The sequence below is a fragment of the Gilvimarinus sp. 2_MG-2023 genome, assembly GCF_030547685.1.
In the GTDB taxonomy this organism is placed as follows: Bacteria; Pseudomonadota; Gammaproteobacteria; order Pseudomonadales; family Cellvibrionaceae; genus Gilvimarinus.
In genome coordinates, this window is record NZ_JAUOQM010000052.1 from 111,453 (window position 1) to 125,221 (window position 13,769).

Consider the following 13,769-nt stretch of genomic DNA (forward strand, 5'->3'; position numbering starts at 1 on the left):
ATGCGTCACGCAACAGAAATTCTAGACAGTAAGAAGCATCAACATCTGCATATTATAAATAACCGGTGGTCTGACGCCTGTTATCAAGCTGACAACGTTAACGTCGTTATGAGTGAGTTGCAGAACTTGGTTCATGATTACCCCATATTTATTGCCAAAAATCCCAATACCGGCCAGTTTCAATTGCGTGCATTGCTTGGCTTAAAGGGGGGGGTGAACCTTTATGTTAAAGATGGTCAGTGGCGAGCACATTGTTTTCCTCTGGATATTTTAAGTCGTCCGTTTCGCCTATTTATGCCTGAGTCGGATAATATGGAAACAGGTGCGATTGCCATTGATCCGGGCAGTGCGCTCATAAGTGAGAACGAAGGTGAGCCGCTGTTTCAAGCCGATGGTTCTGCCAGTGCGCGGTTGCAACGCATCAACCAAATTTTCTCGGCACTGGTGAATGGCCAACAACAGAGTGCTGAGTTTTTACAGCGGCTACATCAGTTGGGCCTTATTGAGCCGGTGAGTATTAACTTAACGCTAAAAAATCTTCCAAATGCGGCCATTGATGGGCTTTATGGTATCAACGAAGACAAGCTTAGCGCACTACCCAGTGAGGCATTAATTGAGTGCCATAAAAATGGTGACTTATATGCGGTGCACCTGATGCTTAGCTCTAGCGTGCATATTGAAAAACTCGCTCGATGGTACGAAGAGCAAGAGTCTGATCTATAGTTCAGGTGAGGACCTGTTGAATTATTAACATTAGGGTGAGTAAAGATGCCTTGAGGGCAAAGACGGAGATAGTTTGTAGAGGCTAATCATAAAAGTTCCTATAGATCAGCGTACCGCTGTAGAGGTGGAGTGATGAGTGTGAAAAAATCAGCTTTTTGTCATACCCGGGCTTTGATTTTTTGTATGGTTTGGGCAGCATCGGCGTCGTTTGCGCAAAGTGACGAAGAGCTTAATCCTAATATCTTTTACCTTGATCAGGGACATGGTGTTGTTCCATGGGAGCTAAGCCTGCAGTTCGGTCAGGTGTTATTGGAGAATAAAACCGGTGCCACGGTAAAAAATAGTTTAGTGGCAAAGCCCGCTAAACGCGATAAAGACGGTGATGCCGTGCGTTTAACCTGGAACAAAAAGAAGGTGCTAAACGAGTGGGGTGACCAAAACGAAGCGGTCTCTACCCTGAGCTTAATCAACAAGGAAGGTTTCATTGACTTGGCTGAAATTAGAGATCAGGCGGCACTGGTGATAGATTTAAAGGTGCTAGAGCGGCCCAATGATCATGTGACTATTTCGCTGGAGAGTAACTGGGACTGGAAGAGCCGGGCATCCATCCCATTAAAAAACGTATTGCGCAAGTTGCCGAAAAAAGAGTGGGTGAGTCTACCTCTGCCTTTGCAGTGTTTTAAAGGCGGGGATATTGACTTCACCAAGCTCACCTCTATGATGTTGTTGCATACTGACGGTAACCTAGAGCTGGAAATATCCGGCGCTCGGCTGGCGGCGTTTCCGCCCGAGCAGGTGACCTGTAACTAACAAAAAACGACGATAAATAATGCGCAAATTGTTACCTTTCATTGTATTTGGCAAAGGACATAAAACCCGAAGCAGTATCACTATGCCAATCCGTGGGTCGTGTAAATAGTTTATCGCTTATATGGTCTGGTGGCTTAGGTAAGAACTTTTATTGTCGGTGGGAATATCCATGTGCTGGTGCCGACCTTGATAAACTTCACACCCGTGAAGGGGTAATGCTATTAAAAAGACCCCGCCCGTAGGCGGGGTAAAGAGTCCATGCATTATTTGCCGTAGCGTTTTGGGTAGATGTTGTAGTTGATGTCTTTGGCAGCTTTGATCATCTCCGGGTAGGGGATGTCGGTTACCGTGACAAAACCAATATTGGCGTTTTCACCATCAAAAGCTCGGCCGGTGACTGGCTCATCCACATACTGAAACCAGTGTGCGCCTACCATATAGTCTTTTTCGAGTACGCTTTCCATATAGGCTTTATACATACGTGCACGGTCTTTTTGGCTGGCGGCGCTAACAATCCCCGGGTGGAAGTTGTCGGAGTCGGTTGTGGCGCCGATGTGGAACTCGCCAATGACAACGGGCAAGTCGATGTCTTCTAAAAAGTCCCACTGATGGGTTTGCATACCCTCTTCATAAATATTAAAGCTGAGTACGTCGGTGTATTTCACCGAGGCTTTAATAATTTCATCGGGCATACCCCAGTTGGCCATACGTGCGCCCATGTATAGGTGATGGGGCAAGTACGCTTTAAGAGTGCCGTGTACTACTTTAAAGTACTGCTCGCCCAGCGCTTCTAACAGCGTCGATAAATCGGCCACTTGCGCGTCCGAGTGCTGCTCGGTGTTGGCATTTTGGGCAAATTCGCTCCAATTGCTAAAGTCGGTATTCCAGGCGTGGTTTAATGCCTTAATGCTTGAATATTGCGCTTGTAAGCGTTCGGTAAACGCTTGCTTGGCCGGGCTTTGGGCGGCGTCTTTGCTTAGGGCGTCGAGAATCACACCATAGCGTTCTTCGATACTGCCTTCGCGCTCCCCCCAGCTTTTTTCGTTGTCGATAAAAATACCCACACACCAGGGCGATGCCTGCACATCTTTGGCAATGACTTCGATGGTGGCGCGGGCGCGATCGGCAAATACCGGGTCAAAAAAGTCGGGCATTAAGCCCCAGTGGTTGGTGTGGCCCGATAGCGTTTGATAGTCGCCAATAATCCAGCCGTTGGCAAAGTAGGGTACTTGTTGGTTAGGGTAAAACGCCGGATCCACCCAGTTGCCAAACGAGGTAAAGCCCCAGCTGTTCATGCGATCGAGGGTCACCTCTTCCCATTTTTTCACATAGGACTCGGGCGCGGTTTCGCCGTAGCGGCGCTCTAGGTTGGCACGGTAAAAGCTGTAGGTTTCACCGTGGGGCACTGGCCCTTTATGAGTCGAGCGGCGGTAACTGTAGTGATCGGCCAGCGGGTCGTCGTAGCCGGGTAGCCATTCAAACATATCGTGGCGGGTCTCGTTAATCACATAGCGACTTTCGCGAACCTCGTCCGAGACGTTAATAATACCCATGGAATCTTCTGGGGTGACTTCATCGGCGTGTACCACGCGCACCGAAGGATCTTTAAAGTCCACGCCGGTCAGGGTGGTGAGGTTGGACATGCGCACATTGGCGGGGCCATGGGAGAAAAACAAATTTCCCTCTGGGTCTACCATCCACCACTTGCCATCGATTTTTTCGGTGCGGAAGTAGCCGGTTGCCTCAAGCTTGGGGCCATCTTTGTAGCCGCCAAAGCGCGATCGGTCTGTGGGCCCTGGCTGCTCGGCTAGCTGTTTGAGCTCGCGCTCGGCAATGGCTTTAAGCTCGGCCTCGGATTCAACTTTAAGGGGCGAGTCTTTTTTGGCCGCCTGACCGAAGCGATCCACCAGGTTGGCGGCCCAGTCGGCACCCGCGTCTGGGTTAGGACGCAGGACAATATCCCCGATCTCGAGTGTACGATCTTGTAATACGCCAATAGTATAAACCGAGATTTTGCTGATCTGGCTCATGTCCAAAGTTTGATGCCAAGAGCGCCACACCATTTTCATCTCGTCGGTGGGCCAGGGCATGGGATTGCCCCACATGCCTTTATCAGTGGCGGCTTTCTCACCCGCAAGAGGGAAAAACACCTTGCCTTGATACCCTTTGGGGATGCTCAGCTCGCGTGTCTGGCTGCTACCGTTGGCGTCGGACAGCTTGACGTAAAAATGCGTCGATACCGGTGACAGATTGTTTACCTCGAAGGCTAGATTGTAGTCATCGAGGTGTGATAAGTCCCAGGGCGTAGCTGGTTCTATGGTAAGTGCCGGAGTGTGTACCGAGGCGGGAAAGCGTACATTAAGCGTTGTACCAGAGGTAGGCTTGAGCTCTGCTTGCTTTGTTGTGAGCCAGCCCTGCTGTTGGGCGCGGCTGATATCCACTAGGGTTGCTGGCAGTTGTCGCGGCGCGAGCTGCTCGTTTGCCTGCTGTTTGGGGTCGGATGTGCTGCCATTGTGATTGCTACAGGCGCTGCCGAGAGCCGCACTTATGGCAATAGCCAGAACTAAAGGCTTTAAGGTCATTTTTATTTCCTTTCTGGGCGATAAGTTGATAATTGCTTGCCGTTATACTAGATAAAATATCAAATAATGTAAATTGTATACAATGTGTTATTGGTGGTAGTCAAACACAAATTAACAATATTTAACAGCTTGTATGCGGATATTTTGCAGGCTGTTTTGCGCAAGGAAGCACGGCGGTATGGCGAAAAGGTGCCTGATAGCCATTGTGGGTGTATTGATGTTAGAGACGGATTGCCAGCGTTTGCAACTGCAAAAGGCCGTTGGGTTACACACTAAAGTTGCTCTTGGCGAGATGTAAAATGTGGCAATTTCCCGGTAGAAAATTCTCTTATAGGTCTTTTCTGAAACGTTTGCGGCGGGCTATGAAGGGACCCAGCGCGACTTGATAAGTCGCACTGGGTTTAAAGATCTTATTGCGGTGTAAAGACAAATCGGTCGGCGTTCCACTCCCAGGTGTTGGCAGTGTTGCCGGAGCTGGTTACCCGTAGGGTGTGAGTACCCGTGGGTAAGGCCACCGCGCCGCTCGCACTTACCTCAGTAAAGGTGTTCCAGCCGCCGGTTGAGGGTACGTCTAAGCTAACCAGCGCACTGCCGTTTAGCGTTAGCGTCATGGCTGAACCGCTCTCGGGGGTGGCGACAAAAGCGCTCACGTTGTAGTTGCCTGCGGCAGGTACCGACAGGCTATACTCCGCGTAGTCGCCACGTTGGTTGTAGTTGGTGGCCGTAATACCGCTTTGGGTATACGTTTGAAACCCATCGTATGGCCCGCCGGTACTGTTAAAGCTTTCGGCTTCCAGAGTGATCGCCTCGGTGGGTGTAGAGGGTGGTGTTTGGTCGTCGGTTGAACCCTCGCCGACTTTAACCATGCGGATCGCGTCACCGTTCCACTGCCACTGCGAGCTGCCTGCGCTTTGCACACGCAGAGTGTGGGTGCCGGCACCGATGTTGATGGTGTTGGCGAGGCTAAACGTTTGGTAGCTCTCCCAGCCGCCGGTTTGCGAGATAGCAATTGTACCGACAAACACATCATCAATACTGATGTCGGCACCGAGGCCTGAGCTTACGGTGGAAGCAGTGTCCAGCTCCAAGCGATACTCTCCGGCCTCAGGTACATTGATGCTGTACTCGGCCCAATCGCCTACGGTGTTGTAGTTGATGTTGCCGTTACTCGATGGGTTAAAGCCAGTAAAGCTGTCGCCGGCAACAGCGCTGCCTACTTTGCCGGTGGCAAAAAAGTTATCAAAGTCGACGCTGCTGGTAATATCGTTGCTGCCGCCATTACCACCACCGTTATCTCCACCATTGTCGCCGCCGTTATCGCCGCCACCGTTGGCGTCTGGTACCGGCTTATAAACGCGAATCCAGTCGATGTAGAATTGGTTTTTGCTGCTGTCCGCCAAGTCGGCGTCAGTCGCGACAATACCGTTATCTGAGCGCCAGTCCTGGTCCTCGGCATCAACGATAATTTGCATGGGCTTACTTAAGCCGTTGCCGTTGGTGAAACCGTAGGGGTCAATCATATCTACGCCAGTAACAGTGCGTACCAATTGCCCATCGATGTAGTACTCCAGGTGCCACGGGTCGCGCCAGTAAACCCCAACACGGCTGTATTGGTCGCGCCATAAACGGCCATCGGTATACCAGGCGCCGGCGTCTTTTGGTTGGTAATCCTGAAACGGATCGCGAATAAACACGTGGTGAGCTAAGTGCATGCGTTCGGCAAACCAGGTTTGGTCGGGGCGGCTGCTGCCATAAGCCTCGACAATATCGATCTCTTCGGTGGAGTCGCTGCTAAGCATCCATACAGCGTTAGCCAACACCTGATCCATTATTTTGCTGCTGGTTTCGATATACACCGGGTATTGAATGCTGTCGTTAGTGTGCACGGCGCCGGTGTACACCTCGTTGGTGCCGGGTTTGCGGGTGGCTTGAATCACCAGCTCGCCATTTTCAACCCGTGAATTGGGGTTGTGGTAGTCGGTTAGGCCCGGGCCTTGCCAGGCGTTAATAAAGCCTTCGGACCAACGATCGTAAAAAGCTGCGCTTTTCCCGTTGGCCGGGGCTGAGTAGTTAAAGTCGTCGGATACATTGCTTTGCAGTTGCCAGGTGTTGCCGCTGCCGGCGTCGGCGGGAACGGGTAAGCCGTCCCAGTCGGCTGCGAATGAAGAGCTGCACAGCACTAAGGCGAGTAAGGAGGAGGTTTTGTATCTCATAGTGTGCCTCTGATTAAGTTATTGTTGTAAGTTTAAGTGAATGATTAAGCGTTTCACCTTGTCATTGTATACGTTATATTGTATGCAATATAGGAGTAAAGTCACAAAACGCAGTACTTTTTCTTACGCTAGATTCCAGGGCGAAATTCAGGCCTGTGCTATTAACTTTCCCCTTACTTCGTTATATCAAAGCAGTGACGGCCCTTACTATTTGGCAGTAATGGGTGCCAAATCGCCACGTGGCGGCGGGGAACTACACTACCTATATTGAACCTGAGCAATAGGCCATTCGGGCATTTGTTAAAACGCTTTAAGTTTTTAATACGACAAGTATTGCAAGGGCCCCTTAATTAAAGAGTGTACGGAATATTCAATCGAACCATACGAGAAATTTTCCAATCCCAGTGCCAGACACAAGGCCATGTGTAATACTCATCACTTACTGCATATCCGGTGGTTGCTCTTTACTAATATTGACTGTAATTAGCATTTGACCTATGGCAGGCTGAAAAAATATTTTCTTTTCTTTGTGATAACTCAAATAAATTTAAAAAAAGATGAATGCTCATGAATTGTATCCGTAACTATCTGTGTTTTTCGTTCGCTATATTGGTTCTGTCGTTGCCCCTTTGTGCTCTTGCCTCCAATGGTGGCGGAACCTTAGATGGAGGATGGAAAATGCTAAGTGCTGAGGGCGCGCCTACGCCACGACATGAGGCGTCGGCAGTGGCGTTTGAGGGCAAGCTTTACTTGCTGGGCGGACGACGCATTAACCCAACAGACGTTTATGACCCGGCGACGAACAGTTGGGAGGCTAAGGCTAAACCACCCATAGAGATCCATCATTTTCAGGCGGTGACGCTGGGGGAGAAAATTTATTTACTGGGCGCCATGTCGGGTGGTTGGCCCAATGAAAAACCTTTAACCAAGGTGATGGCTTATGTGCCTGCTGAAGATCGGTTTGAGATGTTGCACGATATCCCGACCGAACGTCAGCGTGGCGGTGCGGGAGTGGTGGTGCATAACAATAAAATTTATATGGTGGGTGGTATCACCAACGGCCATATAAATGGTTATGTAAACTGGTTTGACGAGTACGATCCTAGCACTGGCGAATGGCGTGTATTGCCTGACGCCCCGCACAAACGTGACCATTTTTCGGCGGCGGTTATTGGCGAAAAGCTTTATGCCTTCGGCGGGCGACAGTCGAATCATGCGGTTGGTAATGATTTTGGTCCGTCGCAGTTGTATGGTGATATTTTTAATTTCGCGACGGGTAAGTGGCAGGCTACCGATGCCAGCATGGCACTACCCACTGGGCGCTCTGGCTCGATGGTGATGACTTGGCGCGACAGATTAATCGTGGGCGGCGGCGAAAGTGATACTCAGGTTCCAGCCCACGATGAAGTAGAGGCGTTTGATACCAAAACCAATTCTTGGAGCGCGTGGCCTTCGCTCGTGAAGGGGCGTCACGGGTCTGCCTTTGTGATTATCGGTGACTACGCTTATTTGGCATCAGGTTGTGGCAAGCGAGGTGGTGAGCCAGAATTAAGCAGTATTGAACGTTTTAAACTACCGTCATCAGATGCTGCGGCGATAAGTATTGGTGTTGATATTGAGCCCGCATCAGACTCTAAGTTAGAGAAAAATCACAAGGTGCAGCCCATGCAGCATCACAGTATGACGTTGAGCTTTGAGGGCCCCGCCACGGAAGAGAACGCCGATGTAAACCCGTTTACCGATTATCGACTTTTGGTTGAGTTTCGCTCCGGCGATAAACGCTTTTTAGTGCGAGGCTTTTATGCAGCCGATGGAGATGCAGCAAATACTGGCGCGAGTGCAGGTAATGTGTGGCAAGTGCGCTTTAGCCCAGAGGTTGCTGGTACGTGGGAGTACCATGCGAGTCTCAAGCATGGCGATAATATTGCGCTTGAGCGTGATCCGACATTGGGTAAAAGCATTGCAATTAGTTCGGCAAACGGTAGTTTTGAAGTGCTTGAATCAAACAAAAAGTCACCAGACTTTCGCGCGCCCGATGCCGGCTTACTGCAGACTCAGGATGGCTACTTTACCTTTAAACAATCGGGAAACCATTGGCTTAAAGGTGGCACCAACAGCCCTGAAAATCTTCTGGCCTATGTCGACTTTGATAATACCCGTCGATTAAATAATGAGGCTCGCAGTGGTGAAGCGGCGCCTGACAAAGCCATTCACCGCTATGCTCCTCACAAGAAAGACTGGCTTCCGGGTGATCCGAAGTGGGGCGACGGTAAGGGCAAAGCAATTGTCGGGGCGATGAACTATTTAGCCTCGGAGGGCGTAAATGCGGCTTACTTCTTAACGTTAAACCTGACGGGTGATGGAAAAGATGTTTGGCCTTACACTCAGCCCGACGAATTTACACGCTTTGATGTGAGTAAATTAGAGCAATGGAATATCCTTTTTGAGCATATGCAAGCTAAAGGTATTTTGCTGCACATAGTGACGCAAGAAACCGAAAACGAATTGTTGTTGGATAATGGCGATACCGGTCCGCTGCGGTCTTTATATTACAGTGAGTTAATCGCTCGTTTCGCACATAATCCAGGGGTAGTGTGGAACTTAGGCGAAGAAAACGGGCCTGTTCACTGGAGCCCTGAAGGGCAAAACGATGCCCAACGGCGTGCTATGGCCGCTTATTTTAGTGCGAATGACCCCTACCACCATCCAGTGTTTTTACACACCCACTCGCTTGCGGTTGAGAAAGACGAGATTGTTGGGCCGCTGTTAGGGTTTCAGCCGCTGCGCGGGTTGTCGCTTCAAGTTTCTAACCGTGCGACAGTAAACAGTGAGACGCGTAAGTGGCGCGAGTTATCTGACAGTACCGGTGCGCCTTGGGTTATTACCATGGATGAAATTGGCGAGTGGCACACAGGCGCTATGCCCGACTCTCACGCGGGTACGCACACCAGCTTGCGACGTCACGCACTGTGGGGACATTTGTTGGGTGGCGGTGCAGGTGTCGAATGGTATTTTGGCGCGCGCTTTCCTTCCAATGATTTGTCGGTAGAGGATTTTCGCACACGCCACAATTTATGGGAACAAACACGCCACGCGCTGGATTTTTTTACTGCTTATTTACCTTATTGGGATATGACCCCTTGTGCCAGCGGTGTTATTGATCGCGCCGACAGCTATTGTTTTGCTAAAGAGGGCGAGCTTTACACGCTTTACTTGCCTGAAGGTCGTACTGGGGTGATGAAGTTGCCAGAGCAGCACCGCTATGCGCTATTGTGGTTTGATCCACAGCGCGGCGGAGGGCTAAAGCCCGGATCGGTGGAATCTGTGCAGGGTTCTGATTGGGTCGAAATAGGCCTGCCACCGACGAACGATGGCCGGGATTGGGTTTTACTTGTTAAGCGGGAAAAAGATGCTTAGTAGAGTTGATGAGCCCTTAGGTTTTTGTTTCATAAGGTAGGCGATGGCGTTAATTAATATTCAGTGAACCTCTGTTGATAGGTGCCTGCCGATTGACCAGTAGTAGGTTCGTCCAAGTCGCTCGGGTCTTGATAGTTTATCTCTATCTGGACGCTATGCTCCAGTTGTAGGGCGGCCGCAAAGTTATGTATTAGTGATTATAATTGACGTGTAATCCCCCCAATAATCCAAGGCTTTTATAAGCGGGGGGATTACAAATTTACATGGAATGGTATTCATATGAAGCATGGTAAAAATATAGGCATTACCTGTGGAGCATTAGGTTTAACCTCTGGTGTATTTTTTGGTTTATTGCCAATCATACAAAGCTACAATTTTGGTGTTATATCAAGTCAACAGGCCGGCATATATTCTGCAACCATTGCAACAATTCTAGGCTTATCTGTTGCTACCATATCCGCTATTTACCATTATCTTTCGTTCCGTCTAAGCTCACCCTGGGCGACGGAGCCCTCGAATATGTAGAATTTTTCTTTTGACAGAAAGGTTTGATGGGCAGTATTTGGTTGCAGAGCTCTGGCTCTATATTTTACTAATAATCAGAGCAGCATTTACTCCGCCGAAACCGAAGCCGTTACACAGCGCGTGTTGAGTAGTGTGTTCGCGTGCCGAGCCCGAGACGATATCTAAATCTTGCAGCTCTTCGTCAATATTCTCTAAATTCAGTGTCGGGGGGAGACGATCATGCATAACAGCCAAAGCGGAGAAAATGCTCTCCACGCCTCCGGCGGCACCTAACAGATGACCAGTGGACGACTTGGTCGCGGAAATGGGGATCTTGGCTAAACTGTCGCCGAAAGCGTTACGTAGTGCGGCGATCTCGGCTCGGTCACCGACCGGCGTCGAGGTGGCATGGGCGTTGATGTGGTCTATCGCCTCAGGAGAGAGGTTCGCCATTTTTAGCGCCGTGCGAACGGCTGCTGCGGCTCCAGCTCCGTCTTCCGGACCGGCAGTGATGTGGTGGGCATCGGCGCTGGTGCCATAGCCGCTAAGAGTGGCCAAAGGCGTGGCTCCACGAGCCTCGGCGTGGGCTAGCGTTTCGATTACCAGCAGTCCCCCGCCTTCTCCCATGACGAAGCCGTTGCGTGACTGGTCGAAGGGGCGCGATGCTTTAGCGGGGTGGTCCTGCTCAGTAGAGAGGGCCTTCATAGCGTGGAAACTGGCCAGCGACAATGGATCGATACAAGCCTCGGCTTCACCGCTGCGGATCAGGCGCATACCGTCACCGATGGCCTGTATGCCAGCTGCACACGCGGTTACAGGACACCCCAGCGGTCCTCGGAGGCCATGTCGAATTGATACATTTCCCGCCGCCAGATTGGCCAGAAAGGCCGGTACGGTAAATGGGGAAAGTCGTCGATGGCCACGGGTCATCAAGGTGTTCTGAGCCTGTGTGATGGTGGGGAAGCCACCGATGCCCGAGCCCACGATGGTGGCGGTGGCCAGTCGGTCCGAGTCGCTTGACGGGAACCAATTGGCCTGAGTGAGCGCCTCTTCGGCGGCGGCCATGGCGTAAAGACTAAACAGCTCCATTTTACGCCGCTCCTTGGTGTCGATCACCTGGCTCGGGTCGAAGCCGTTTTCGGGGTCGTTGGCGATGTCGGGGACCGAGCCTGCGACTTTGATCGGTAGGTTGCTGGTATCGAAGCGCGTAATTGGCGAGAGACCAGAGTGGCCGACAAGTAGACGCTCCCAGCTCGCTTTGACGCTGTTACCGAGGGGGCTGATCATACCCATACCGGTGATAACGAGTGGTGATTGCATGGCGGGTGTTCCTGATTAATGAGTGTCCTGCTACACTAGCACCGGCCTTGATATGATCAAGATAATATTTAGCTTGAGAAGATGAGTACACCGTGCCCTACTCAACGAACCGTAAGGAAAAATCGCGGGAGCGGATCCTCCGGTCGGCTATTGAGCTGTTCAGCCGCCATGGTTTCGAGAAGGTTTCCCTCGGCCAGATCATGAAATTGGCGAAGATGACCCATGGTGCTTTCTATGCTCATTTCGCTTCGAAGGAAGCGCTTTATCGCGCCTCGGTACGAGAGACCTTGGAGAATAGTCGTGCAGCTAGGTTGGTCAAGGGGCCGCTGTCAGTGAAGCATCTGACAGCGTTGGTCGCCAACTGTTGGAATCTTCAGGAACTGGAACGGCGGCACAAGCCTGGGCCAGAATCGGTGTTATTCAATGAGATTGGTAACGATAGCGTTGAGATTCGCACATTGTTCGAAGCCTCATACTGGCGTACTAAGAAGATGCTGGAAACACGTTTGATCGCCCTAAGCCGCCTCAAGAAGCTCCCCTTTGAATCCGACCGTGATATTGTCGCCAATAAGTCTCGCTCTATACTCGCTTTATTGGTAGGCGCCGTAGCCATAGCCAAGAGCTTGCCCGGAGGCCAGGAGCGCCAGAACATCCTCGACGCCGCCCAGCGCAACATCCTACAAATACTTGGCGTCAAGGAAAGTGAGTGGGAAGGGGGCTTTGGTAATGCAGAGGCAGGGGCCTTTTCCAACTGAGGTAATGTTTATTACTGAACTTGAAGGGCATTGCGTGGCTTCTGATCAGCACTCATCGAGTGTGAGAATATACTGCCCCAAGACTGCTCGATAATTGGCTCTCTACTTACAATTTAATCAGAATGATACCAACATTAATTCGGTTAAATTTTGAGTAATTACATGTGTCCTATAATTGTACTTATTTGACATATATAGATAAAAATGCCACCATGCGGTCAATAATTAACCACATATGAGAAGCCGTTGAATGAGCGAATTCCCCTCCGGTGGTCGCGACAAAAACGCCGCTCGGGTTGCCGCGGGTAAAAAGAACGTGAAGCAGCGTTCCGACCACCGGGTGAATGGCACGCTGGACGCTCAAGCCATTATTCCGCGTAAAACCCCGCATCAATTAAAAATTGCTGGCTACCGCGACCGTTTGCTTAAAAGCTTGCAGCAAGTCCTGCCGTGGGAGTTATTTGAACGCTTCGATCGCCGTTCAATGGACATGCTGGACACCGTGCCCGACAACACCGAAATTGCCCGCTACAGCGATCTGTGTCAGTACGTGGAGTACTGCGTGCGCATGGATTACCCGCCGCTACCCTTTGAGGATTATGTGGTGGATGCGTATCTGTCTTACATGATGGCCGAAGGCCGCAAACGCTCGGCCATCGACCGACGGGTATCCAGTTTGGTGGCTTGGGCCAACGCCCTAGAATTGGACGACCCGCGCGCCTCCTTTAAGGTGAAGAACCGGCTGGGCCGGATTCGCAAGATGGTGAAGAATAAACGGCGCCAAGCCGAGGGACTGCGGGTGGCTCACCTGGAGCAGGCGCTCTCGTTGTTCGACCCGGCTATCGCCCGAGATTGCCAAGACATCGCCCTACTCTTTGTGGGTTTTGAGACGCTTTGCCGACAGTCCGAATTAGTCCGCTTCGATTGGGAAGACTTGCGCCTCGACTCGGATGGCTCCAGCTTGCTGGAACTGGATTGGCATAAAACCGACCAAGACGGCGACGGCACGTATCTGTACCTCTCTCGTAACACCACCGATTTGCTTCTGGGTTGGCAGCGACGCAGCGGCCAAAGCTCGGGGGCAATTTTTCGCGGGATTTACTCCAGCGGCAAAATGGGCGATCGACTGTCAGAGCGCGGTGTGTCGCGTTGTTTTAAGCGCACGGCCGGTCGGCTAGGGTTAGAGCCGTCGGTGTTTTCCGGACACTCCAACCGAGTGGGTGCGGCGCAAGAGATGGTTGAGGGCAATGTGGATTCCGCGAAGATCATGTTATCCGGGCGCTGGAAATCCATGGCGATGCTCACTCAATACGCCAAGCGTATACAGGCGAAACGCGGGGGCATGGCGGAATTAACGCAGAAACTCGAATGGGACAAGCCGAGAAAAGCTATCCCGGGTTTGTCAAAGGAAAAGAACGCCTGATGGTAAGCGCCAAACCAACCAC

The 13,769-nt window shown here is 51.1% G+C and carries 8 protein-coding genes; 5 read left to right on the forward strand and 3 right to left on the reverse strand.

Features of this window, described 5'->3' with window-relative positions; translation table 11 throughout:
* On the forward strand, nucleotides 1-723 hold the full coding sequence (locus tag Q4526_RS15770) for a SapC family protein (protein ID WP_215978071.1): 723 nt from the start codon (nucleotides 1-3) through the stop codon (nucleotides 721-723).
* A gap of 138 nt (nucleotides 724-861) precedes the next feature.
* The gene (locus tag Q4526_RS15775; RefSeq protein ID WP_215978072.1) at nucleotides 862-1,533 is read left to right on the forward strand and encodes a putative glycoside hydrolase; all 672 of its coding nucleotides are present in this window, start codon (nucleotides 862-864) and stop codon (nucleotides 1,531-1,533) included.
* Nucleotides 1,534-1,796: 263 nt separating this feature from the next.
* Here Q4526_RS15775 and Q4526_RS15780 read toward each other — a convergent pair whose 3' ends face one another.
* Together Q4526_RS15780 and Q4526_RS15785 are read right to left on the reverse strand one after the other, a co-directional pair.
* On the reverse strand, nucleotides 1,797-4,115 hold the full coding sequence (locus tag Q4526_RS15780) for a beta-galactosidase (RefSeq protein ID WP_215978073.1): 2,319 nt from the start codon (nucleotides 4,113-4,115) through the stop codon (nucleotides 1,797-1,799).
* Nucleotides 4,116-4,525: 410 nt separating this feature from the next.
* Nucleotides 4,526-6,328, reverse strand: a complete 1,803-nt coding sequence (locus Q4526_RS15785; RefSeq protein WP_215978074.1) for a carbohydrate-binding protein — start codon at nucleotides 6,326-6,328, stop codon at nucleotides 4,526-4,528.
* Nucleotides 6,329-7,006: 678 nt separating this feature from the next.
* Here Q4526_RS15785 and Q4526_RS15790 point away from each other — a divergent pair.
* Complete coding sequence (locus tag Q4526_RS15790) at nucleotides 7,007-9,745, forward strand: kelch repeat-containing protein (RefSeq protein ID WP_303609693.1); 2,739 nt, start codon at nucleotides 7,007-7,009, stop codon at nucleotides 9,743-9,745.
* A 582-nt stretch (nucleotides 9,746-10,327) separates the two neighbouring features.
* On the opposite strand, the gene fabF is transcribed toward Q4526_RS15790, so the two are convergent.
* Complete coding sequence (gene fabF / locus Q4526_RS15795) at nucleotides 10,328-11,569, reverse strand: beta-ketoacyl-ACP synthase II (protein WP_215978076.1); 1,242 nt, start codon at nucleotides 11,567-11,569, stop codon at nucleotides 10,328-10,330.
* A 92-nt stretch (nucleotides 11,570-11,661) separates the two neighbouring features.
* On the opposite strand from fabF, the gene Q4526_RS15800 reads away from it, so the two are divergent.
* Together Q4526_RS15800 and Q4526_RS15805 are read left to right on the forward strand one after the other, a co-directional pair.
* Nucleotides 11,662-12,324 carry a TetR/AcrR family transcriptional regulator gene (locus Q4526_RS15800; RefSeq protein WP_215978077.1) on the forward strand — a complete coding sequence of 221 codons (663 nt, stop codon included), beginning with the start codon at nucleotides 11,662-11,664 and terminating at the stop codon, nucleotides 12,322-12,324.
* Nucleotides 12,325-12,574: 250 nt separating this feature from the next.
* Entirely contained in the window at nucleotides 12,575-13,747 is a 1,173-nt protein-coding gene (locus Q4526_RS15805; RefSeq protein ID WP_215978078.1) for a tyrosine-type recombinase/integrase, read from the forward strand.
* Nucleotides 13,748-13,769 lie beyond the last annotated feature (22 nt).

Coding starts and splice junctions, on each gene's coding strand:
- Q4526_RS15780 (WP_215978073.1), bottom strand. CDS start 4,115: ATGACCTTAAAGCCTTTAGTTCTGGCTATTGCCATAAGTGCGGCTCTC.
- fabF (WP_215978076.1), bottom strand. CDS start 11,569: ATGCAATCACCACTCGTTATCACCGGTATGGGTATGATCAGCCCCCTC.
- Q4526_RS15805 (WP_215978078.1), top strand. CDS start 12,575: ATGAGCGAATTCCCCTCCGGTGGTCGCGACAAAAACGCCGCTCGGGTT.
- Q4526_RS15770 (WP_215978071.1), top strand. CDS start 1: ATGCGTCACGCAACAGAAATTCTAGACAGTAAGAAGCATCAACATCTG.
- Q4526_RS15785 (WP_215978074.1), bottom strand. CDS start 6,328: ATGAGATACAAAACCTCCTCCTTACTCGCCTTAGTGCTGTGCAGCTCT.
- Q4526_RS15790 (WP_303609693.1), top strand. CDS start 7,007: ATGCTAAGTGCTGAGGGCGCGCCTACGCCACGACATGAGGCGTCGGCA.